The sequence below is a fragment of the Streptomyces sp. SID9727 genome (genome assembly GCF_010550605.1).
Lineage (GTDB): Bacteria > Actinomycetota > Actinomycetes > Streptomycetales > Streptomycetaceae > Streptomyces.
In genome coordinates this window covers 1-22238 of the sequence record NZ_JAAGNI010000124.1, presented here as the reverse complement: position 1 = coordinate 22238, position 22238 = coordinate 1, and the positions used below count along the sequence as shown (strand labels likewise).

At 73.0% G+C, this 22238-nt stretch carries 23 protein-coding genes and 2 pseudogenes; 12 read left to right on the top strand and 13 right to left on the bottom strand.

The features are described from left to right. Positions 1-1778 (bottom strand): coagulation factor 5/8 type domain-containing protein (locus G3I41_RS07780; protein WP_164399568.1); only part of this gene is annotated, 1778 nt, incomplete at its 3' end. Between the two features lie 297 nt (positions 1779-2075). Here G3I41_RS07780 and G3I41_RS07775 point away from each other — a divergent pair. After that, on the top strand, positions 2076-2708 hold the full coding sequence (locus tag G3I41_RS07775) for a class I SAM-dependent methyltransferase (RefSeq protein ID WP_164399567.1): 633 nt from the start codon (positions 2076-2078) through the stop codon (positions 2706-2708). Positions 2709-2768: 60 nt separating this feature from the next. Here G3I41_RS07775 and G3I41_RS07770 read toward each other — a convergent pair whose 3' ends face one another. Both G3I41_RS07770 and G3I41_RS07765 read right to left on the bottom strand, forming a co-directional pair. Then, positions 2769-3311, bottom strand: coding sequence for a TetR family transcriptional regulator (locus G3I41_RS07770; protein ID WP_164399566.1), 543 nt, complete (start codon positions 3309-3311; stop codon positions 2769-2771). Between the two features lie 19 nt (positions 3312-3330). After that, positions 3331-3909: a sugar O-acetyltransferase gene (locus G3I41_RS07765; protein WP_164399565.1), complete on the bottom strand. Its 579-nt coding sequence runs from the start codon at positions 3907-3909 to the stop codon at positions 3331-3333. Between the two features lie 84 nt (positions 3910-3993). On the opposite strand from G3I41_RS07765, the gene G3I41_RS07760 reads away from it, so the two are divergent. After that, entirely contained in the window at positions 3994-5214 is a 1221-nt protein-coding gene (locus G3I41_RS07760; protein ID WP_164399564.1) for an MFS transporter, read from the top strand. Here G3I41_RS07760 and thrS read toward each other — a convergent pair. From thrS to G3I41_RS07735, 5 genes and pseudogenes are all read right to left on the bottom strand, one after another. Continuing rightward, positions 5211-6449, bottom strand: a pseudogene (gene thrS, locus G3I41_RS07755) (threonine--tRNA ligase); the annotation flags it as partial. The gene G3I41_RS07760 and the pseudogene thrS overlap by 4 nt on opposite strands. Before the next feature lie 210 nt (positions 6450-6659). After that, the gene (locus tag G3I41_RS07750; RefSeq protein ID WP_164399562.1) at positions 6660-7367 is read right to left on the bottom strand and encodes a class F sortase; all 708 of its coding nucleotides are present in this window, start codon (positions 7365-7367) and stop codon (positions 6660-6662) included. Between the two features lie 121 nt (positions 7368-7488). Continuing rightward, on the bottom strand, positions 7489-8238 hold the full coding sequence (locus G3I41_RS07745; protein WP_164399561.1) for a hypothetical protein: 750 nt from the start codon (positions 8236-8238) through the stop codon (positions 7489-7491). 230 nt (positions 8239-8468) lie between these two features. Then, positions 8469-9296 carry a transglutaminase-like domain-containing protein gene (locus G3I41_RS07740; protein WP_164399560.1) on the bottom strand — a complete coding sequence of 276 codons (828 nt, stop codon included), beginning with the start codon at positions 9294-9296 and terminating at the stop codon, positions 8469-8471. Between the two features lie 15 nt (positions 9297-9311). Next, on the bottom strand, positions 9312-10310 hold the full coding sequence (locus G3I41_RS07735) for a GNAT family N-acetyltransferase (RefSeq protein ID WP_164399559.1): 999 nt from the start codon (positions 10308-10310) through the stop codon (positions 9312-9314). Positions 10311-10427: 117 nt separating this feature from the next. Here G3I41_RS07735 and fdxA point away from each other — a divergent pair, with 117 nt between their 5' ends. Beyond that, the gene (gene fdxA, locus G3I41_RS07730; protein WP_018105475.1) at positions 10428-10748 is read left to right on the top strand and encodes a ferredoxin; all 321 of its coding nucleotides are present in this window, start codon (positions 10428-10430) and stop codon (positions 10746-10748) included. Between the two features lie 118 nt (positions 10749-10866). Then, positions 10867-11961, top strand: a complete 1095-nt coding sequence (locus tag G3I41_RS07725) for a bifunctional succinyldiaminopimelate transaminase/glutamate-prephenate aminotransferase (protein WP_164399558.1) — start codon at positions 10867-10869, stop codon at positions 11959-11961. Positions 11962-12028: 67 nt separating this feature from the next. Here the strand turns inward: G3I41_RS07725 and G3I41_RS07720 are convergent, their stop codons facing one another. Further along, positions 12029-12427, bottom strand: a complete 399-nt coding sequence (locus G3I41_RS07720; RefSeq protein ID WP_164399557.1) for an ATP-binding protein — start codon at positions 12425-12427, stop codon at positions 12029-12031. 315 nt (positions 12428-12742) lie between these two features. After that, entirely contained in the window at positions 12743-13564 is an 822-nt protein-coding gene (locus G3I41_RS07715; protein WP_164399569.1) for a hypothetical protein, read from the bottom strand. 137 nt (positions 13565-13701) lie between these two features. Here G3I41_RS07715 and dapE point away from each other — a divergent pair, with 137 nt between their 5' ends. Beyond that, positions 13702-14781: a succinyl-diaminopimelate desuccinylase gene (gene dapE, locus G3I41_RS07710; RefSeq protein ID WP_164399556.1), complete on the top strand. Its 1080-nt coding sequence runs from the start codon at positions 13702-13704 to the stop codon at positions 14779-14781. Positions 14782-14890: 109 nt separating this feature from the next. After that, a complete protein-coding gene (locus G3I41_RS07705; RefSeq protein WP_164399555.1) occupies positions 14891-15676 on the top strand; it encodes a TIGR00730 family Rossman fold protein in 786 nt (261 codons plus the stop codon). A 208-nt stretch (positions 15677-15884) separates the two neighbouring features. On the opposite strand, the gene folP is transcribed toward G3I41_RS07705, so the two are convergent. Beyond that, positions 15885-16745, bottom strand: a complete 861-nt coding sequence (gene folP, locus G3I41_RS07700; protein ID WP_343242084.1) for a dihydropteroate synthase — start codon at positions 16743-16745, stop codon at positions 15885-15887. Between the two features lie 132 nt (positions 16746-16877). Here folP and G3I41_RS07695 point away from each other — a divergent pair, with 132 nt between their 5' ends. Further along, the gene (locus G3I41_RS07695) at positions 16878-17291 is read left to right on the top strand and encodes a hypothetical protein (protein WP_164399553.1); all 414 of its coding nucleotides are present in this window, start codon (positions 16878-16880) and stop codon (positions 17289-17291) included. Beyond that, on the top strand, positions 17288-17875 hold the full coding sequence (locus G3I41_RS07690) for a DNA-3-methyladenine glycosylase I (RefSeq protein WP_164399552.1): 588 nt from the start codon (positions 17288-17290) through the stop codon (positions 17873-17875). Before G3I41_RS07695 ends, G3I41_RS07690 begins: the two co-directional genes overlap by 4 nt. Positions 17876-17893: 18 nt before the next feature. Here G3I41_RS07690 and G3I41_RS07685 read toward each other — a convergent pair whose 3' ends face one another. After that, positions 17894-18706, bottom strand: coding sequence for an enoyl-CoA hydratase-related protein (locus G3I41_RS07685; RefSeq protein WP_164399551.1), 813 nt, complete (start codon positions 18704-18706; stop codon positions 17894-17896). A gap of 315 nt (positions 18707-19021) precedes the next feature. Between G3I41_RS07685 and G3I41_RS07680 the strand changes: the two genes are divergently transcribed. Beyond that, a complete protein-coding gene (locus tag G3I41_RS07680; RefSeq protein WP_018105485.1) occupies positions 19022-19189 on the top strand; it encodes a DUF3117 domain-containing protein in 168 nt (55 codons plus the stop codon). Positions 19190-19293: 104 nt separating this feature from the next. Here the strand turns inward: G3I41_RS07680 and G3I41_RS07675 are convergent, their stop codons facing one another. Then, positions 19294-19959, bottom strand: a complete 666-nt coding sequence (locus G3I41_RS07675) for an O-methyltransferase (RefSeq protein WP_164399550.1) — start codon at positions 19957-19959, stop codon at positions 19294-19296. A gap of 178 nt (positions 19960-20137) precedes the next feature. On the opposite strand from G3I41_RS07675, the gene sigE reads away from it, so the two are divergent. From sigE to G3I41_RS36320, 3 genes and pseudogenes are all read left to right on the top strand, one after another. Beyond that, positions 20138-20905, top strand: coding sequence for an RNA polymerase sigma factor SigE (sigE, locus tag G3I41_RS07670; protein ID WP_203600474.1), 768 nt, complete (start codon positions 20138-20140; stop codon positions 20903-20905). After that, on the top strand, positions 20902-21891 hold the full coding sequence (locus G3I41_RS07665) for a zf-HC2 domain-containing protein (protein ID WP_164399548.1): 990 nt from the start codon (positions 20902-20904) through the stop codon (positions 21889-21891). The genes sigE and G3I41_RS07665 overlap by 4 nt, the downstream gene beginning before the upstream one ends. 121 nt (positions 21892-22012) lie before the next feature. After that, a pseudogene (locus tag G3I41_RS36320) lies at positions 22013-22238 on the top strand (protease); the annotation flags it as partial.

The following is a 22238-nucleotide window of genomic DNA, read 5'->3' as shown; positions in this document are numbered from 1 at the left end:
GTCCCCGAGGTCGGGGAGCCCGTGTCGTTGATGACGTGGTTGTACTGACCCTGGCCGCCGAGTGAGACGACGAGCAGGTCGTGGAACTTCACGCCCGCCTTGACCGGGGCTTCGAAGCCGTGGTCCTGGCGGATGCTCGGGTCGACGTTGAAGTAGCAGTAGCTGCCGAGTCCCCAGCCCTCGTGGGTGTTGACCGAGTCGTCCACCTTGTAGGCGGCGTAGCCCTTGGTGCTGCCGTTCTGGACGGCCGCCTGGTTGGGGGCGTCGTAGGCCTTCTCGTTCTGGAAGAAGATCGTTTTGCCGTTCTCGCCGGACCAGCGGACGTCGTACTTGTTGAAGTGCTCGACGAAGAGCCCGGTGGCCAGGACGTTGTCGCCGTTGACCTGGAGGCCGTAGTCGGAGCGGTTGGTCTCCCAGCCGATGCCCTCGCCGTGGTCGGCGCGCCAGAGCCAGGTGTGGTCGATGATCGTGTCGTTGCTGTTGATCACCATGCCCGTGGTCGCCTTGCCGGCGCCCGCGCCGCCGACCCGGACGAACACGTCCTGGACGCTGGTCGGGTTGGCCGCGTGGCTCGCGGAGGCACCTTCGGGGCCCACCTCGACCAGGGAGTCGCTGTTGGTGGTTCCCGCGTCGATGAGCAGCCCGGCCAGCTTCACGCCGTCCACGTCACCGACCTTGAGGGCGGTGACGCCGTTGTCGGGGATGATCGTGGCGAGGCCGAGGCCCAGCACGACCGTGTCGGCGCGGTCGATGTTGATCGTCTGGTTCACGTGGTAGATGCCGGGCGTGAACAGCAGGTGCAGGCCCTGGTCGACCGCCGCGTTGATCGTCTCCGCGCTCGCTCCCGGCTTCACCACGTAGAACCGGTCGAGCGGGATCGATTCGCCCTGCGGGGTGCCGTTGGCCCAGGAGACGCCGCGCGCGTTGGTGCGCTTGGCGGGGACGAACACCTTGTAGTCGTCGCCGTCCAGGTAGAGGAACGGCTTCTCGCGGGAGACCGGGGTGTTTTCCAGTGTGGTGTACGGCGGTTCGGGGAAGCTCTGCGCCGGAGCGCCTTCGACGCCGGAGAACGTCATGTTCCAGACGCCGTTGCCCCAGCTGCCGATGGAGCTGTCGCGGGTGTACCACTGCTGCTGCGAGTACGGGCCGACCTGGCCGTCGATCTTGCTGTCGGCGATGTATCCGCCGCTCGCCCAGCCGTAGCCGTCGGGGGCGAGGTTGAGGCCGCCCTTGACGTGCATCCGGCGGAACGGCGCGGCCTGGGACACCGCCCAGCGGTCGGTGCCGCTGACCGGGTTCAGGGCCAGGTTCTCCGCCGAACGCCAGAAGTTCTGGGTGGCGTTGCCGTTGAACCAGCCCGCGTCCACGGTGACGTCACCGTTGAACGTCGTGTCGTCCGGCTTGAGGCCGAGACCGGCGATCGACGTGTAGAAGCCGATCTGCGCGTTGATGTTGTTGTACGTGCCCGGCTTGAACATCAGCGCGTAGCGGCCGTTGCCGAACTGCGCCGACTCCTGCTTCTTGAACACCTCGTCGACCTTCGCCTGGATGTCCGGCGTCGACGGGTCGAACACCATGACGTTGGGTCCGAGATCGCCACCGCCCTCGACGGCCTGCGCGTCCTGCCCGAAGGCGGTCTGCGCCGTGGGGACGGCCATGAGCAGCGAGACGGCGAACGCGGCGAACCCGAAGGCCCTGCCCCGGCGCCTGCGGCGGGACGGTGCGGTGGAGAGGGGTGTGGGGGGTGTGGTGGGGGCTTCCGTGGGGGGAAGGTGCATGGACGTACGTCTCCTGGGTCTTGGTGCGGGTGACGCGACAAACGGTCCGGTGAAACGCTCAGAGAGCGCTCTCCGGTGGGTGCCGATGGTTTCGTTGTTATCCGGGACACGTCAAGAGGTGTGCGTCGGAAGCCTGGACCGGACCGCGTTACGCGCAACACATAAGGTCTGCCGCACGGCAATTGACCCGCTCTGTGGCCAGTTCGGCGTGCGCTTGCGTTCAGGAGCTGACGGTGGCCGCCCGGGAGCGCGGGGTGCCCGGCCCTCATCGGCGCAACCCCCCTTAGGGTCGTACGGGTGAGCGAACTCGACACGACCCGCGCCTACTACGACACCGTTGCCGAGGACTACGCCGCCCGCGTTCCCGGCCTCTTCGCCGAGGACGTGCCGGGGCGCGCGCTGATCGGCGCGTTCGCGGAGGAGGTCCGCGCGGACGGCGGGCTCCCCGTGGCCGATCTCGGCTGCGGACCGGGCCATGTGACGGCCCATCTGGCCGGCCTCGGGCTGAGCGTCCACGGCGTGGACGTGTCGCCGCGCATGGTGGACGCCGCCCGGCGCCGCCACCCGGACCTGCGCTTCGAGAGCGGGGCGATGGACGCGCTCGGGCTGCCGGACGGCGGCCTCGGCGGGATCGTCGCCTGGTGGTCCATCCTGCACACGCCGCCGGACCGGCTTCCCCTTCTCTTCGCGGAGTTCCGCCGCGTCCTGGCACCCGGCGGCCGGCTGCTGCTGGGGTTCCATGCGGGAAACGGGGAGCCCTACACCTCGGAGAAGCGCGCCGGCGGATTCGCTTACGCCATCCACCTGCTGTCACCCGACCGGGTTGTCGGACAACTCGAAGAGGCCGGATTCGCCGTCACCGCCCGGCTGACCACCCCGGGCGCGAAGTGGCCCCAGGTGTGCGTGCTCGCCCGGGTGGCCGGTGCGTGAGGGGTGACCTGGCCGGCACCTTGGTCAGGTGGGGTGCCGGCCAGGGGCTGTGGGCGCGCGTCAGGCGCGCGTGATGCGGGCGATGGCCTCGACGGTCAGGGCGCGGTCGTGCGGTTCGGTCTCCAGCGCGCGATGGATGGAAAGGCCTTCGATCAGCGCGTCGAGCTGACGGGCCGTCGCCGGATCGAAGTGCCACTCCAGGGCGACCCGGCTGCGGCGCATCCATTCGCGGGTCAGCTCGCGGTAGGCGGGCTTGCGGGCGGCGAGGGTGTACAGCTCGTGCGTGAGGACCAGTTCGCGCTGGTTGCCGCCGGACAGATGGTGGACCAGATCGGCGACCGCCTCGCGCGCCTCGTCCTGCGTGGTGGCGGCTCCCAGGCGCTCCTCGAAGACGGCGACGATGCCGCTGGAGAAGCGGGTGAACGCCTCCCGCAGCAGCTCGTCCATGCCGCCGAAGTGGTACGTCATCGAACCGAGCGGGACCCCGGCGCGAGCGGCGACCTTGCGGTGCGAGGTCCCGGCGACCCCCTCGGCCGCGATCAGGTCGAGTGCGGCGGTGATGATGCGCTCCCGCCGCTCGGGGTCGTTCTGTCCGGTCGCCACGCTCTGTCCCTCGTCGTCCCTAGATCGAACGGATCACCCGGGCCGGATTGCCCACGGCGACCACGTTGGCGGGGATGTCCTTGGTGACCACGGCACCCGCCCCGATGACGCTGTTGTCCCCGATGGTCACACCGGCCAGCACGATCGCCCCGCCGCCGAGCCAGACATTGTCGCCGATCGTGATGGGCCGCGCCGCCTCCAGCTTGTCCCGGCGGGGCTCCGGCTCCACCGGGTGCGTGGGCGTCAGCAGCTGCACGTTCGGGCCGATCTGGCAGTCGCGGCCGATGGTGATCGGCGCGACGTCCAGCGCGGTGAGGTTGTAGTTGACGAACGTGTCCTCGCCGACCGTGATGTACGAGCCGTAGTCGACGTACAGCGGTGGCCGGATGTGTGCCCCCGCGCCGAGGCCGCCGAGGAGTTCGGCGACGACGGGCTGCGCCGCGTCCGGGTCCTCGGCATAGGCGGCGAGATAGCGGGCGGCCAGCCGCACGGCCCGCTTCTGGGCCTCGACGATCTGCGGGTCGTCCGCGATGTACAGGTCTCCGGCGAGCATCCGCTCGTGGTTCGTACGCGGATCGCCCGCGAAGTAGTCCGTCATGGGTACGAGCGTACACTCTAGGCGTACGATCGTACGCTCGTGGCGCCCGCCACTTCTCCCGACCGTCTGACGAGGCCCCGCTGTATGGATGCCGCCACACGCCGCTGGCGTGCCGCACTGTTCCTCTTCATGCTCGCCGCCGGTACCGGCATGGCCTCCTGGGTCGCGCGCACCCCGGCCGTCCGGGACGGGCTCGACGTCTCCACCGGGGCGATGGGCCTGGTGCTGTTCGGGCTGTCCACCGGCTCGATGGCCGGTGTCATGGCGTCCGGGCCGCTGGTGCGGCGCCAAGGGGGACGCAGGACGATCCTCGGCGGCGTCACCCTGATCGTCGCCGGGCTGCTGGTCGTCGCGGCCGGGACCGCCCTCTCGCTCGCCGCCGTGGTCTTCGCGGGACTGGCCCTGTTCGGCGGTGGGATGGGGATGAGCGAGGTGGCGTTCAACATCGAGGGCGCCGCCGTCGAGACCGCCATCGGCCGGCCCGTCCTGCCGGTGCTGCACGGCTGCTTCAGCCTGGGCACCGTCGTCGGGGCGCTCCTCGGCATGGCGCTGACGGCGGCCGCGTTCCCCGTCGGATGGCATCTGACACTCGTCGCGGTCCTGATAGCCGCGGCCGGTACCCGGGCGGTCCTCGCCATTCCGCCCGGCACCGGCAAGGAGGACGCACCGGCCGCGGGCGCGGGGCAGGGCGGTGGCCTGCGGAGCCAGCTGAACGTGTGGCGCGACCGGCAGCTCGTCCTGATCGGCGTGATCGTGCTGGCGATGGCCTTCGCGGAGGGCGCGGCCAACGACTGGCTGCCGCTGCTCATGGTCGACGGGTACGACGTGAGCCCCACGGCGGGTTCGCTGACCTTCCTGGTCTTCGCCGCCTCCATGACCCTGGGCCGATTCGCCGGCGGACCCTTCCTGGAGCGCTTCGGCCGGGCGCTGGTCGTCCGGATCAGCGGCCTGACCGCAGCACTGGGCCTGGCGGTGGTGATCGTCGCCCCGAGCCCTCTGATGGCGGGGGCCGCCACGGTGCTGTGGGGGCTCGGTGCCTCCCTCGGCTTCCCGGTCACGGTCTCCGCCGCGGGCGACCACCCGACGGACGCCGCCGCACGGGTGGCCGCCGTCTCCACGGCGGGCTACGGCGCCTTCCTGGTCGGCCCGCCCGCCCTGGGCTTCCTCGCCGACCACATCGGCCTGCGCCTCACGATGACCGTGGTCCTGGCGCTGGTGGCCGTGGCGGCGCTGCTGGCCGGGTCGCTGGGCCCCGGCCGGGAGGGCGACCGGACGAGGGCGGAGGCGGCGCCGGACACGGCCTAAAGGCCCGCCGCCTCCTCGTCCCACAGCGCGGTGCTGTGCGCGGCGGTCAGCGCGGCGATCCGGGACAGCGCCGCACCGGCCGGCATGGGGGCGAGCCGGCGGCCGTCGCGCAGCCGGAGTGCGACGAGCCCGTCGGCCGCTTCCGCCGCGCCGATCACCACCTGGTACGGGACCAGCCTGGCCTCCCGGATCCGGGCGCCCAGGCTGCCGCGCTCACGGCCGCTGATCCCCGCGCGCAGCCCCAGCTCCGCGCACCGCCCGGCCAGCGCCTCCGCGTCCGGGAGTTCGGCGTCGGACACCGGCAGGACCGCCAGCTGTTTCGGGGCGAGCCAGGCCGGGAAGGCGCCGCCGTGCCGCTCGATGAGGTGGGCGACGGCCCGCTCGACGCTGCCGATGAGGGAACGGTGCACCATCACCGGGCGGTGCTTCGCCCCGTCGGCCCCGGTGTACCGCAGGTCGAAGCGCTCCGGCTGGTGGAAGTCGACCTGCACGGTGGACAGGGTGAACTCGCGGCCCGCCGCGTCCTCGACCTGGACGTCGATCTTCGGCCCGTAGAACGCCGCCTCGCCCTCCGCCGCCTCGTACGGCAGCCCCGACGCCTCCAGCACCTCGGAGAGCAGCGCGGCGGAGCGCCGCCACAGCTCAGGGGCAGCGACGTACTTGCCGCCCGGCCCCGGCAGCGACAGCCGGAAGCGGGCCGCGCGGACGCCCAGCGCCTCGTAAGCCCGGAGGATCATGTCGAGTGCGCCGCGCGCCTCGCCGGCGACCTGCTCCACGGTGCAGAAGATGTGCGCGTCGTTCAGCTGGATGGAACGCACCCGGGTCAGCCCGCCGAGCACCCCGGACAACTCCGCGCGGTACATTCCGCCCAGCTCCGCCATCCGCAGCGGCAGTTCGCGGTAGCTGTGCGCCCGGGAGCGGTAGATCACCGCGTGGTGCGGGCACAGGCTGGGCCGCAGCACCAGTTGCTGTCCCTCACCCAGGTCCATCGGCGGGAACATGTCGTCGCTGTAGTGCGCCCAGTGCCCCGAGCGTTCGTACAGCTCCCGTTTTCCGAGCACCGGCGAGTACACATGGCGGTAGCCGGCCCGCCGCTCGGCGTCCCGGACGTACTCCTCCAGGGTGTGCCGCAGCTCCGCTCCGTCCGGCAGCCAGTAGGGGAGCCCCGCGCCGATCAGCGGGTCGGTGTCGAACAGCTCCAGCTCGCGGCCGAGTCTGCGGTGGTCGTGCATGGCGGTCTCCTCGCGTGGGAAGGGCGAGCGACCCCACGCGAAAGCCCCGGGGCACTCGCCCCGGGGCTTGTCGGCTGGTCAGCAGTCAGCGCGCCGGGACACTCTCCGGCGTCGTCGTGTTCATCGCGGCACGCTGCACGGGCGCGAAGCTAGCAGCGCCCCGCGCCCGTGCGCATCCGGTTTTTCCGCCCGTACGCGGGGGAAGACCGCCGCTCACTTCTTCTTCACCGAGTCCAGGTGCGCGAAGACCACGACGTTGTCCTCGTAGTCCTTGGCCTTCCGGTCGTAGTTGCCGCCGCAGGTGATGAGCCGCAACTGGGCGTCCGGGGTGTCGGCGTACACCTTGTCGTCGGGGAAGTCCGCCTTGCTGAACGTCTCCACGGTGTCCACGGCGAACGTCGCCACCGTGCCGTCGGCGCGGGTGATGTCGACGGTCGCCCCTGGTTTCAGGAAGCGCAGCTGGAGGAAGACGGCCGGACCGGTCGTGGTGTCCACGTGGCCCGCCACGATCGACGCCCCCCGTTCACCGGGCGTCGCACCGTCCTTGAACCAGCCGACCAGGTTCTTGTCGTTCGGCGGCGGCGCGTCGAGCCGGCCCGAAGGGCCGATGGAGAGCGGGGTGAACGGCGCGTCCACCGCGATCGCCGGGATCCGCAGCCGCGTCGGCACCGAGCGCGGCAGCGAGGGCGATTCGCTCGGGTCGGCCTTCGCGGAGGCCGCGGCGGACGGGGACGCGGCGGCGGACGCGGCTGCCGGCGGCGGGGCGGGCGCCTTGTCGTCGGCCGGCGAACCGATGGAGTGGTAGATCAGGGTCATGCCGAGACCGGCCGTCGCGAGGGGCCAGAGCAGGGCCCGGCCGAGCGAGCCGGTGCGGGACGCGGCCCCGGGGGAGGGGGTTTCGGTGGTCTGCGGGGCGGCCATGGAGCACGTGCCTTTCGTCCGTACGGGGGCGGTACGAGTGGGGAGGACCGGGAAAACGCGGGCGCCGCGGCCACCGTCCGGAGGGGACGGCGACCGCGACGGCAAAGGGCCCGCGGGCCGGTCAGGCCATCGCACCGCCGGACGCCTGACGGCGGCGGAGCCGGTACGCGGCGACGCCGGCGCCACCGAGCAGCAGCAGCGAACCGGCGGCCAGACCGCTGCCGGTCATCGCCATCGCGCCGCCACCCGTGTGCATGCCGCCGCTCGGCTTCTCCTCGTCCTTGTACTTGCCGCCCTCGTCGTTGCCGGGCTGCCACTCCGTGACGGTCTGCGCGAGCGCGCCGCCGCCGGTGTGGACGCCGCCGTGCGGCTTGTCCTCGTCGTCCTTGCTGTACTTGCCGCCCTCGTCGTCGCCGGGCTGCCACTCCTTGGCGAGGGTGTTGGCCAGCGCGCCGCCGCCGGTGTGGACGCCGCCGTGCGGCTTGTCGGCGTCGTCCTTGCTGTACTTGCCGCCCTCGTCGTCGCCCGGCTGCCACTCCTTGGCGACGGCCTTGGCGAGGGCGCCGCCGCCGGTGTGGACGCCGCCGTGCGGCTTGTCGGCGTCGTCCTTGCTGTACTTGCCGCCCTCGTCGTCGCCCGGCTGCCACTCCTTCGTGACGGTCTTCGACAGGGCGCCGCCGCCGGTGTGCATGCCACCGTGCGGCTTGTCCTTCTTCCACTCGCCGTCGGAGTTGTCGTGCTCGTGGTCGGAGGCGGACGAGCCGCCGTGGTGCTGGTCGGCGGCGACGGTCATCGCGTAGGCCGAGGGGGCGGTGATGGTGAGGACCGCCGTGACGGCGGCCGAAGCGAACAGCGTGCGGGCAGAGCGCATCTGTACACATTTCCTTTCGTCGCCCCTGCGAGGAGTGACGACCTGTCGACTCCAGGTGACGCAGCGGCTACGTGATCCAACGTCAGCCCGAACCCGGGAGCGCGCCATCGGAGAGCGCCGCATGGGGGCTACGGCGTGGGCCCATCGAGTGGCGGAGAACGGATCATCACCCGTTGGACGGCATGCCGCGCCCCACGAGGTTTGGGCGCCGCGCCCCACCTCCCGCCCCGTCAGTTCAGGAGCGCCCGCGCCGCCCGCGCACTGGTGCGCACCGCCTCCGCCACGGCGGGCTCCACCTCCTCCACGACCCGCGCGTACTCCTCCATCTCGGCCGCGCCGCGCAGGAACTCGCCCGCGCGCACCAGCAGCTGGGCGTGTTCGTAGCGCAGCCTGGCCGGGTGCGACGGCAGCAGCAGCGACAGCTCGGCCGCCCACAGCGCCACGGCCGTGTGCTCCGGGCGGGCCGCGGCCCAGGCCCGGATGTTGTTGAGGACCCGCAGCACGACCTCCAGCGGCCGCGCGGGCTCCAGCGACGACGGCTCCCACCGCTCCCCGGTCGCGCTCGTCACCAGCAGCTCCGCGTCCTGGTCCGCCAGCGGACGCCCCCCGGCGAACGGATCGGCGAGCACCCGCTCGCCCGGGTCGCCGAAGCCGACCACGAAATGACCCGGCAGAGCCACCCCGTACACCGGGGCGCCCGCCCGCCGGGCGACCTCGATCCACACCACCGACAGCATGATCGGCAGCCCGCGCCGCCGCCGCAGCACCTCGTGCAGCAGAGACGACTCCAGCCGCTGGTAGTCCGCCGTCGAGCCCTCGAACCCGCACCGCTCACCGAGCAGTTCGGCCAGGGCCGACGCCCAGGCGTGCGCCCCGCGCAGCCCGTACGGGAGCAGCCCGGCGAGCCGGTCCAGCTCGATCTGGGCCTCGTCGACGCCGTGCGCGTCCAGCGCCGGATCGGCCTCCGCCGCCACCAGCAGGCACAGCAGTGCCAGGTCGGGCCGTTCGGCCCTGGCCTCCTCCGCGAACCGGCGGCGCCGCTCCTCGCGGTCGTTCATCCCGGGCGCCACCGGTCACACCGGCCGGAAGTGGTGGTAGCGGTGGTGCGTGGCGAAGCCCATCCCGTCGTACAGCGCGCGGGCGCCCTCGTTGTCCGCCTCCACCTGGAGCCAGGCGGCGGACGCGCCCTCGTCCATCGCCTGCCGGGCCAGCGCGGTCATCACCGCGGTCGCCAGGCCCCGGCGCCGGTGCACGGGCGCCACCTCGACGGCCATGAAGCCGGCCCACCGGCCGTCCACCACGCACCGCCCGATCGCGGCGGGCGCCTCACCCTCCTCGCCGGGCACGGTGGCGAACCACACCGAGGGGCCGCCGCGCAGCACCGCCGTCACCTCGGGACCCGGCGTCCCGACCCGCTGGTAGCGGGCGAGCCACGCCGCTCCGGCCGTACGGTCCAGTCGCACTCGGGAGACCTCGGCGGGCAGGTCGCCGACCGGGGCGAGCGCCGCGATCCGCACCTCCGCCGTCACCTCGCGCCGCCAGCCGTGCTCCTCCAGCGCCGCGCACAGTTCCTCCTGCGCGCCCTCGGCACCGGTCGCGGTCTGTACGTACGCGGGGAGCCCTCGTTCCGCGTACCACTCCCGGACACGCCCGAGCGCCTCGCGGAGCGGCATGCCCGGGTCGCCGAGCGGCAGCACGGAGTTGGCGCGGCGGGTGAATCCCGCGGAGGCGCGCAGCAGCCAGTCGCCCAGCGGTTCGCTCTCCACGGGCGGCCAGGCGCGCGCGGTCACCCGGGCGAGTTCGGCGAAGGACGCGGCGGGGCCGCGCCGCCGGGCCGGGGCGGCTGGCACGACCTTGCCCGCCACGAGGGACGACTCCGCGATGCGCACCGACTCGGCGTTCGCGGGTGTGACGCACAGCACGCCGTTGTTCCACGATGTGAGAACTCCTACGGTGTCGGTGAATTTCGACCCGTCGGAGCCGTCTCCGGTCACACGTCGGACTGATACCCGTTTGCCCACGTCAGCTGGTGCAATTCGGACCTCCAGTCGTCCGCCGATGGTGAATTCCACAGCTCTGTCCGCCCCTCCTGTTCGGATCGTGCCCGCGAACGGAGATACTAGGTGCGGGCATCGACGACGCCGCGCTCCCGCGCGAGAGCCAACGCCCTACCGAGGAGGAACGACAGCGTGACCTACGTCATCGCGCAGCCTTGTGTCGACGTCAAGGACAAGGCCTGCATCGAAGAGTGCCCCGTCGACTGCATCTACGAGGGCCAGCGGTCCTTGTACATCCACCCGGACGAGTGCGTCGACTGTGGAGCCTGCGAGCCGGTCTGCCCGGTGGAAGCGATCTTCTACGAGGACGACACCCCGGACGAGTGGAAGGACTACTACAAGGCGAACGTCGAGTTCTTCGACGACCTCGGTTCGCCGGGTGGTGCCTCCAAGCTCGGCCTGATCGAGCGCGACCACGCGTTCATCGCCGCGCTGCCGCCGCAGAACCAGTAACAGCGCCCCGGCACGTGCGCCGCCCCGGTCCCGTACGGCTCGCCGCCGTGCGGGACCGCGGTGTTTCCCGCCCCCGCCGGGCCGCCCGCGTGAACTCCGTACGAGAAAGCAGAGAGCCGTGTCCGCAGTCTCCTCCCGCCTCCCGGTCTTCCCCTGGGACAAGCTGGCGCCCTACAAGTCGACGGCCGAGGCCCACCCGGACGGGATCGTGGACCTGTCCGTCGGCACCCCCGTCGACCCGGTGCCCGCGCTGATCCGGGAGGCGCTCGTCGCGGCGGCCGACAGCCCCGGCTACCCGACGGTGTGGGGGACCGCCGCACTGCGCGACGCGCTCACCGGCTGGGTGGAGCGGCGGCTCGGCGCGGTCTCGGTCGCCCACGAGAACGTGCTGCCCGTCGTCGGCTCCAAGGAGCTGGTGGCCTGGCTGCCGACCCAGCTGGGCCTCGGCCCCGGCGACAAGGTCGCGTACCCGCGCCTCGCCTACCCGACGTACGAGGTCGGCGCCCGGCTCTGCGGCGCCGACCCGGTGGCCTACGACGACCCGACCGAGCTCGACCCGACCGGCCTGAAGCTCCTCTGGCTCAACTCCCCGTCCAACCCGACCGGACGCGTCCTCGCCAAGGACGAGCTGGTCCGCATCGTCGCCTGGGCGCGCGAGCACGGCGTACTGGTCTTCAGCGACGAGTGCTACCTGGAGCTGGGCTGGGAAGCGGAGCCGGTCTCCGTGCTCCACCCGGACGTCTGCGGTGGGACGTACGAGGGCATCGTCGCCGTCCACTCCCTGTCGAAGAGGTCCAACCTCGCGGGCTACCGCGCGGCGTTCGTCGCGGGCGACGCGGCGGTGCTGGGCGAGCTGCTGCTGATCCGCAAGCACGGCGGCATGATGACGCCCGCGCCCGTCCAGGCCGCGACCGTCGCCGCGCTCGGCGACGACGCCCACGTCGCCGAGCAGCGCGCCCGGTACGCGGACCGGCGCGCCGCCCTGCGCTCGGCCCTGGAGGCCCACGGCTTCCGCATCGAGCACAGCGAGGCGAGCCTCTACCTCTGGGCCACCCGGGGCGAACCCTGCTGGGACACCGTGGCGTACCTGGCGGAGCTGGGCATCCTGGTCGCGCCCGGCGACTTCTACGGACCGGCCGGCGACCGCTTCGTCCGCGTGGCGTTCACGGCCACGGACGAGCGCGTGGCGGCGGCGGTCAAGCGCCTCGGCTGACCAACGGCGTACGTGAGGGGCCCCCGGAAGCACACGCTCCCGGGGGCCCCTCACGCGTGGGCGGGCCTCAGCCGAGCGGCAGGCCCTTGGTGAGCGCGTCGGTGGGCAGGCCGCCCTTGGCCGCCTTGGAGACGGTGCCGGTGGCCCCGCCCTTGGTGGCGCCGGAGACCTTCTTCGCGGCGGGGGCGGCCTTGCCGCCGACGTCGGTGAGCGTCTTGCCCGCCACCGGCAGCGCGGTGCCGACGAGCTTGCCGCCGGTCTCGGCCGCGGCGCCCGAGGCCGGCTTGGCGGCGCCTTCGACCGTCTTGCCGAGACCGGAACCCTCGACGCTGGTGAGGCCGCCGAGGTCCGGGGCCTGCGAGAGCTCCGCGGCACCCGCGGCACCGGCCGCACCGACCACGGGGGCCGCACCCGCCGCGATCAGCAGCGCGGTACGGGCGATCCGACGGGTCAGGGGGAGGGACATGATGCTCCTTCGACGGGAGGGGAATTCGGGCTGTCCGTGAGCCGGACGCCCTGACAACCGTCGTGGGGGCGGGTGAGGTTGCGGTGCGGAGACGTAAAGACTGAGCAATGCGTCGGATAATCCTCAGCGGAGGAACCCGGGCAAACGGTGCGTCACGCGGTGCCGCGGCGAACCGTCACTGCCCTTGCGCGGCAAGGGATACCGGGAGCCGCCGACGCGGTCGCCGGGCCGCCGCCCACGGAGCGCCCGGGACGCACGACGGTACCCCCGTGCGGGCGACGACCCGCACGTGTGGGCGGTCAGCCCGAAGCGCCCTCAGCGCACGAGGCGGAGCCGTACCTCGTCCGTGTCCGACGCCTCGCGACGCGACGCTTCGCGCTCCGTGTGCCAGCCGGAGCCGGCCGCCCAGACCCGGCCCCCGTACGCGACCTCGTCGATGCCCAGCGCCTCGGACTGCGCCACCGCCCAGTGCGCCAGCTCCCAGCCGCGCTGCGGGACGCCGTCCCGGTCGGCGCGGCGGTCCGCCCGCACCGGGACCGTGAGCGCGCCGGAGGAGGAGGGGCCCGCCGTGCCGGTGCCGGCCGGCAGCACGCCCTTGCCGAAGGCGCTCACCAGGGCCGCCCGCACCTTCGTCGCGTCGCCCGTTCCGGCGGTGGTCCGCGGCGGCTCGCAGTCCAGCGCGGCCGGTGTGCGGCCGGTCAGCGCGGCGGCCAGCACCGCCGCGTCCGGCTCGTGCTTCGCGTACGCCTGCGGGAAACCGCTGCGCTGGACGCGCTGCGCGGCCTCGGTCAGCGGCAGCCGCGAATAGCCCGGCACCTTGGCCAGGTGCTGGTAGAACTTCCCGGCCGCGTACACCGGGTCCATGACCTGCCGCGCGGTTCCCCAGCCCTGCGAGGGCCGCTGCTGGAACAGCCCGAGCGAGTCCCGGTCGCCGTGGTCGAGGTTGTGCAGCGCGGACTCCTGCAACGCCGTGGCCAGCGCGATGGTCACCGCGCGCTCCGGCATCCCGCGCCGGGTGCCGACCGCGGAGATCGTCGCGGCGTTCGCGGCCTGCTCGGGCGTCAGCCGGTACGAACCGTCCGCCGACCGCACCGTGCACTGGTCGGACCCGCGTCCGCCCGAAACGTACTGAACCATCAGATAACCGGCCAGCGCCGCGAGCACGCCGAACGCGGCCGCGATCCGCAGCCGACGGCTGCGGCCGGGGCGCCGGGGGGCAGCGGAATCCGTCCTGGTCACGGGGCCACCGTACGACAGGCACTAGGCTCGTAGCCATGGCCGAAAGCATGCTTGACCTCACCCTGGACGGGCCCGCCCTCACCGCCGCGCTCGTGGACTTCCCCTCGGTCAGCGGGGAGGAGAAGGACCTCGCCGACGCCATCGAGACGGCGCTGCGCGCGCTGCCGCACCTGACCGTCGAGCGGTACGGGAACAACGTCGTGGCCAGGACGGATCTCGGCCGTTCCGAACGCGTCATCCTGGCCGGGCACATCGACACCGTGCCGATCGCCGGCAACGTGCCCTCGCGGCTCGACGCGGACGGCCTCCTCTGGGGCTGCGGCACCTCCGACATGAAGTCCGGAGTCGCCGTCCAGCTGCGCATCGCCGCCACCGTGCCCGAGCCGAACCGCGACCTCACCTTCGTCTTCTACGACCAGGAGGAGGTCGCCGCGCACCTCAACGGCCTCGGCCGCATCGCCGACGCCCACCCGGACTGGCTGAAGGGCGACTTCGCCATCCTGCTGGAGGGCTCGAACGGCGAGGTCGAGGGCGGCTGCCAGGGCACCCTACGGGTCTTCCTCCACCTGGAGGGCGAGCGGGCGCACTCCGCGCGCAGCTGGATGGGGTCCAACGCCATCCACGCCGCCGCCCCGGTCCTCGCCCGCCTCGCCGCGTACGAGCCCCGGCGGCCGGTGATCGACGGCCTGGAGTACCACGAGGGCCTGAACGCCGTACGCATCGAGGGCGGCGTCGCCAACAACGTCATCCCCGACGCCTGCACGGTCGTCGTCAACTACCGCTACGCCCCCGACCTCGGCCAGGAAGAGGCCCTGGCCCACGTCCGCGAGGTCTTCGCCGACTGCGGCGTCGCGGAGTTCACGGTGGACGACCACTCCGGCGCGGCGATGCCCGGCCTCTCCCACCCGGCGGCCAAGGCGTTCATGGACGCGGTCGGCGGCGTCGCCCGGCCCAAGTTCGGCTGGACGGACGTGGCCCGCTTCGGCCCCCTCGGCGTCCCCGCGGTCAACTACGGCCCCGGCGACCCGGTCCTGGCCCACAAGCGCGACGAGCACGTCAAGGTCGAGCGGATCACCCACTGCGAGGACCGCCTGCGTTCCTGGCTCACCGCCTGACCCACGACCTGACCTCCCGGATTCCCCTGTCCGTAACCCGCGGCGATCTACGCTGACGGGAGACGGAGGCGTCGCAGAGCGCCCCCGACGTCGGCGGAGGGAGCAGGTCATGGGCAACCGCGAGGATGGGCGCATTCCCGAGGGTGCGGAGATCCCCGAGGGCGCGGTACGGCCCGAGGAACAGCGCCTCGGCCCCGTACTGCGCCGCAGGGACCAGGTGCAGCCCGGCACGACCGACCAGCGGCTGCTGGATTCCGAGGACGACTCCGAGTGGGTGCACACCGACCCCTGGCGGGTGATGCGCATCCAGTCGGAGTTCGTCGAGGGCTTCGGCGCGCTCGCCGAACTGCCGAGCGCCATCAGCGTCTTCGGCTCGGCCCGCACACCCGCCGGTGCGCCGGAGTACGAGGCGGGCGTACGGATCGGCAGGGCGCTGGTCGACGCGGGCTTCGCGGTCATCACCGGGGGCGGCCCGGGCGCGATGGAGGCGGCGAACCGGGGCGCGCGCGAGGCGAACGGCATCTCGGTCGGCCTCGGCATCGAGCTGCCCTTCGAGTCCGGTCTGAACCCGCACGTCGACATCGGCGTCAACTTCCGCTACTTCTTCGTCCGCAAGACGATGTTCGTCAAGTACGCCCAGGGCTTCGTCGTCCTGCCCGGCGGCCTGGGCACGTTGGACGAGCTCTTCGAGGCCCTGACCCTCGTCCAGACGGGCAAGGTCACCCGCTTCCCGATCGTCCTCTTCGGCACGGCCTACTGGGGCGGCCTGGTGGACTGGCTCCGCGACACGGTGGTGGCCCAGGGCAAGGCGTCGGAGAAGGACCTTCTCCTGTTCCACGTCACGGACGACGTGGACGAGGCGGTGGCGCTGGTGACGAAGGAAGTGGGCCGCTGAGGTGTTGCGGGGGCGCTGCCCCGTACCCCCGCTCCCCGATCTCGCCGGAAGGGCTTTGTTTCGCCCTCGCCCTCGCCGCCGCACGTCTGCGGCGGCGAGGGCGAGGGCGATCAGCCTCGCCGGCGTTCGGCGCGGGGCCCGGGGCAGCGCCCCGGTTACGGATGGGGGCGGGCAGCGGAACAGGCCCGCCGCACCCGCGGACGCGCCCCTACGCCAACCCCCTCCGCGCGACCGCCGGCGACCGCCACCCCGCGATCGACGCCACCATGTCCAGGACATCCCGCGTCTCCGCCACCTCGTGCACCCGGTACACCCGCGCCCCCAGCCACGCGGACACCGCGGTCGTCGCCAGCGTCCCCAGCAACCGCTCCTTCACGGGCCGGTCCAGCGTCTCGCCCACGAAGTCCTTGTTGGAGAGCGAGACCAGCACCGGCCACCCCGTCTCCGCCATCTCGCCGAGCCGGCGCGTCGCCTCCAGCGAGTGCCGGGTGTTCTTCCCGAAGTCGTGACCGGGGTCGATCATGACGCCGTCCGGCCGGACCCCCAGGGACACGGCCCGCTCGGCCAGCCCCACGGTCACCCGCAGGATGTCGGCCATCACGTCCTCGTACCCCACCCGGTGCGGCCGGGTCCGCGGCTCCGCCCCGCCGGCGTGCGTGCACACGAGCCCCGCCCCGTACCGCGCGGCGACCTCCGCGAGCTTGGGGTCCACCCCGCCCCACGCGTCGTTCAGCAGATCCGCCCCCGCCTCGCAGACCGCCTCGCCGACCTCGTGGCGCCAGGTGTCGACGCTGATGACCACGTCCGGGTGGAGCCGGCGCACCTCGGCGACGAACCCGACCGTGCGGCGGACCTCCTCCTCGGCGGTGACCTCCTCGCCGGGACCCGCCTTCACGCCGCCGATGTCGATGATCGCCGCGCCCTCGGCCACGGCCCGCTCGACCCGGGCGAGGGCCGGCTCGTCCTGGAAGGTGGCGCCCCGGTCGTAGAAGGAGTCCGGGGTGCGGTTCACGATCGCCATGATCACCTGCTCGTGCTCCCCGAATTCACGCCGCCCCAGCCGGAGCACACCGCTTGCCATCCGTGTCCCTTCCTGTGAATCCGCCCGGGCGGAAGCCGCCGAGGCCAACAGCCGACACTAACCGTCAGTGCCGCATGGCACGATCGGACCCGGACGAATTCCGCTCCCGGGGAGATACGCGTGTTCTTGTTCTTGCTGCTGGCGATGGTGGTGGTGGTTGCCGCGGTCACCCTCGCGGTGGTCGGTGGAGGCAGAAGCGCCGTCCTGCAGGACGTGGCGCCCGAACAGCTGACGGACCCGCTGCCCGCGTCGCGCCCGGTCGGCCGCGCGGACGTCGAGGCGCTGCGGCTCCCCGTCGGCCTCCGGGGCTACCGGATGCCGGACGTGGACGACGCGCTCGGCCGGCTCGGCGCCGAGCTCGCCGAGCGGGACGCGCGGATCGCGGAGCTGGAGTCGGCGCTGGCCGGCGCGCAGGCGACCCGCACGGGCGGCCCCGACCTCCTCAAGGACCAGCCGCCCCGCCCCGGGCAGCCGCCTGAGACCGCCGGGCCGGCGGACCAGCCGCCGGCCCGCGACGAGGAGCCCGGCCGATGACCGGCGGAGCCGTGGCGGCGGCGGACGGCGGACTGCGCTGCCCCTGGGGCCTGTCCACCGAGGACTACCTCTGGTACCACGACACGGAGTGGGGCCGCCCGGTCCACGGCGACGACGCGCTGTTCGAGCGGCTGTGCCTGGAGGCGTTCCAGTCGGGTCTCTCCTGGCTGACGATCCTGCGCCGCCGCGAGGGCTTCCGCGGCGCGTTCGCCGGGTTCAGCATCCCGGCGGTCGCGGAGTTCACGGAGGCGGACCGGGAGCGGCTGCTCGCCGACGAGGGCATCATCCGCAACCGCGCGAAGGTCGACGCGACCATGGCCAACGCCCGGGTGCTGGCCGGCTGGGGCACCGGTGAGCTGGACGGGCTGATCTGGTCGTACGCCCCCGACCCGCTGAGCCGCCCGGCCCCGAAGACCCTCGGGGACGTACCGGCGGTCACCCCCGAATCCACGGCCCTCGCCAAGGAGCTGAAGAAACGGGGGCTGCGGTTCATCGGACCGACCACGGCCTACGCCCTGATGCAGGCGTGCGGTCTGGTGGACGACCACCTCGCCGACTGCGTCTCCCGCCCCACCCCGGCCTGACACCCGGGCCCCGCCGCCCTACCGCCCCAGGTACTTCGGCTTCTCCTTCGCGAGGAACGCCCGCACCGCGATCCCGTGGTCCTCGGACACGCCCGCCTTCGTCTGGAGTTCGTCCTCCTTCTCCAGGGCCTCGGCCAGGGTGTGACCGGCGCCGAAGGCGAGCGACTCCTTGATCGCCGCGTAGGCGACGGTCGGCCCGTCGGCCAGGGCACGGGCCACGGCGGCCGCCTCGGCGGCCAGTTCGGCGGCGGGCACCAGCTTGTTGACGATGCCCAGCTCGTGGGCGTCCCGCGCGGAGATGGAGCGCGGGAAGAGCAGCAGGTCGGCGGCGCGGCTCTGGCCGATGAGCCGGGGCAGCGTCCAGGAGACGCCCGAGTCGGCGGTGAGGGCGACCCCGGCGAACGAGGTGTTGAAGGAGGCGGTGTCGGCGGCCACCCGGTAGTCGCAGGCGAGCGCGAAGCCGAAGCCCGCGCCGGCGGCGGCGCCGTTGATCCCGGCCACGACCGGCTTCGGCATCTCGGTGAGCGCCCGCACGATGGGGTTGTAGTGCTCCCGCACCGTGCTGAGCGCGTTGCCCTCGCCCGCCGCCTCGGTCTCCGCGAGCTTGGACAGGTGCTCCTTGAGGTCCTGCCCCACGCAGAAGGCGCGCTCCCCGGACGCGGTGAGCAGCACCGCCCGTACGCCGCTGTCGGCGGCGGCGGACCGCAGGGCGTCACGGAGGGCGACCTTGGCGGCGGTGTTCATGGCGTTCATCGCGCCGGGGCGGTCGATCGTGATCGTCGCGAGCCCGTCGCTGATGTCGTACCGCACCACGTCGTTGTGATCGGCCATGTGAGGAGTCCCCTTTGTGTGTCGTTCACCTGCGTCTCCACGCAAGCATGGCCGACTTCGCCGGAGGCGGACATGTGACCTGCGTCAAACATTTCCGCGCCGCGGAGGGGCCCAAGGGGCCGGAGTATCCCAGTGAGCTCCCCGAATTGGGTGGTTTTGAGTGAGCGCGTTGCCCAAGAGATGCAGAGCGATGTTGGTCATCAAGGCCGGTGATGCGGGATAATGGCGTGGAAGCACTGTGTTCGATGCCGGTGAGGCAGCGCCTGTCATGGGGCCGCCGGTTGCGATGAGCTGGTTTCAGGAAGGGGAACGAGCATGGCGGCCATGAAGCCGCGGACGGGCGACGGCCCGCTCGAGGTGACAAAGGAGGGGCGGGGCATCGTCATGCGAGTTCCGCTCGAAGGCGGCGGTCGGCTTGTCGTGGAGCTGACGCCGGACGAGGCCGATGCCCTCGGCGACGCCCTCAAGCAGGTCGTCGGCTGAGCAGACGCTCATCACTTCACCGCTGCCCCGGCATGGTTCCCGTGCCGGGGCAGCGGCGCGTCCGGAGCCGGTACGGTCACCGGACGGGCGGCCGCGCGTCCGCCTCAGCCGCGCCGGACCGCGCAGAGCAGACCGTCGCCCACCGGCAGCAGCGTCGCCATCAGCTCCTGGCTCTCGCGGACCGCGCGCAGCAGCTCCCGCACGCGCAGCACCTCCGCGGGCTGAGCGGCCGAGTCGACCGTGCGGCCGTCCGCGAAGACGCCCTCGAAGCAGACGAGCCCCCCAGGTCGCAGCAGACGCAACGATTCAGCGAGGCAGTCCAGGCTCTCCATCCGGTCGCCGTCGCAGAACACGAGGTCGTAGCCGCCGTCCGCGAGGCGGGGGAGCACATCCAGGGCGCGCCCGGGGATGAAGCGGGAGCGATTGGCCGCGAAGCCCGCGGCGCGGAACGCCTCCCGGGCGAACTGCTGGCGCTCGGGCTCCGGGTCGACCGTGGTCAGCACCCCGTCCGGCCGCATCCCGTGCAGCAGATAGATGCCGGACACGCCGGTGCCGGTACCGATTTCCGCGACGGCCTTGGCGTCCGTGGTGGCAGCGAGCAGGCGCAGGGCGGCCCCGGTGCCTGGCGAGACCGAGCGGAGCCCTGCCTCACGGGCCCGGTCCCGGGCCCAGCGCAGTGCTTCGTCCTCGGCGACAAAGGCGTCGGCGAACGCCCAGCTCGTCTGCCGGTTGGCGGTGATGGCCCTCTCCTGTCCCCTTAGTTGGCGCAACGGTGACTGTATCCGCTGGACCCGGGAACCCGCAGATGGGACCGGGCGTTGTCCAAAGGTGGGGACAAGCCCGGGAACGAGGCCCGCCGGTCGGGTCCGTGGCACGGGCGAGCTTCCGGGGACATCCCCGGCCCCAGCTGGGAAAAAGGCTTATCCGGAGCTAACGGGCGAGGTGGTTATGGTAGGGGCTCCACTGGACACCACCAGAGCCGATAGGGGAGGTGCGGCTGCGCCTGTGGATCGGGGAGGAGTGCTGCGGCGCTTTCTCAGGTCAGCGGGTGAGCCGAAATCCGTGACCGACATTGCTGACCGTTCTTCCAACGACTCCGCACCGACCGCGACCTTCGCCTCCGATGCGGAATCCCAGGCGTGGACCCCGCCCACATGGGAAGAGATCGTCAGCACGCACAGCGGCCGCGTCTACCGCCTCGCCTACCGGCTGACGGGAAACCAGCACGACGCGGAGGACCTCACGCAGGAGGTCTTCGTCCGTGTCTTCCGTTCGCTGTCGACCTACACGCCCGGCACCTTCGAGGGCTGGCTGCACCGGATCACGACCAATCTCTTCCTGGACATGGTCCGCCGCAAGCAGCGCATCCGCTTCGACTCCCTCGGGGACGACGCCGCCGAGCGGCTGCCCAGCCGTGAGCCGTCGCCCCAGCAGGCCTTCAACGACACCCACTTCGACGCCGACGTCCAGCAGGCGCTGGACACCCTCGCGCCCGAATTCCGGGCCGCCGTCGTCCTCTGCGACATCGAGGGCCTTTCGTACGAGGAGATCGCGGCGACACTCGGCGTGAAGCTGGGCACCGTGCGCAGCCGCATCCACCGCGGGCGCTCCCACCTGCGCAAGGCGCTGCGACACCGCTCGCCCGAGGCGCGCGCCGAGCAGCGCTCGCTCGCGGGCGCGGGCGTCCTCCTGGCAGGGGAGGGCGGCACGGCGTGAGTGGCACGGATCCGACCCCCGCGGAACAACATCTGGGGGACCGCCTCGCCGCGCTCGTCGACGGCGAGCTGAAGCACGACGCCCGCGAGCGGGTGCTCGCCCATCTCGCGACCTGCGCCAAATGCGCGGCCGAGGCGGCGGCCCAGCGCCGCCTGAAGAACGTGTTCGCGCAGGCCGCCCAGCCCTCGCCCTCCGAAGGCTTCCTGGCCCGCCTCCAGGGGCTTCCGGGCGGACCGCCCGGGGGTGACGACGACCGGCAGGGAAGACCCGAGGGCGCTTCCGGGCGGTTCGGTGACGGGCTCTTCCCCGGGACGCGCCCACCGGGCGGCCGGGCGGACCTCACCACCGCCCCCGTGGACGGCTTCGGCTACCTCCCCGCAGCCCACGGCGGGGCCGCGGTGCTGCCCCCGGCCGGTACGGGCTTCCGCATCCACGAGGTGGGGCGCGAGGGCGACCGCTCACCGTGGCGGGGCCGCCGGTTCGCCTTCGCCGCCGCCAGCGCCGTCTCACTCGCGGCCATCGCGCTCGGCGGCGCCCTCCCGACGACCACCGGCGAGACCCCGACCCGCGCCTCCGGCCCGGGCAACAGCGTGGTCCCGGCCGGCGCCGACGCACGGACCGGCGCAGCCCTGCTCTCCGGCCGGCGGAACGGGCCGGGCCAGGCCCCCCGCTCCGCGTCCGGCCAGGCGGGCCGCCCGGTCTCCCTCGCGGTGAACACGGTCTCGGCGGGGTTCGCCGCTCCGTCGCTGCTGGGCTCCGGCCGTCTCTCCGGCAATCCGTACGGGCTGGGCCTCCGCGCCGACACGTCGGCGATACGCCCCGGCGGGGCCGGTTCGCTGCTGGGCCGCACCCTGGGCGGCGGGCTCGACCCCGTCCCGCCCACCTCCACCCCGCAGGCCACCCCCCAGCCCTCCCTGCCGCCCACCTCCGCCGCGGCGAAACCGGCCTCCGCCGGTCACGGACTGCCCCTCTCGCCCCGCCGCTGATCCCGCACCCCGTGCGGGTGCGCGGCCCCGGCCCAAACCTGGTTGAATTCCGGCAGGATTTTCGGGAGGGACGCCCCCGCGGGGGCGTGCGGAGGGCCGGTTGCGGCAGTTCGGGGAGAACATGGACGACGGGAAGCCGGCCGAGCCCGGGGCGAAGTGGTGGAGCCGGCCCACACCGGGGAGCGCCGCGCACCCGGAGCCCCCCGTCGAGGACGCGGTGCCGGATCCGGAGGCTCCGGCACCGGTCGAGGCCCCGGCCCTGGGTGAAGCCGCGGGTCCGGGCGCGCCCCCGGCACTGGGTGAGGCCGCGGCTCCGGGCGAGGTTCCGGCCCCGCGCGACGCCCCGG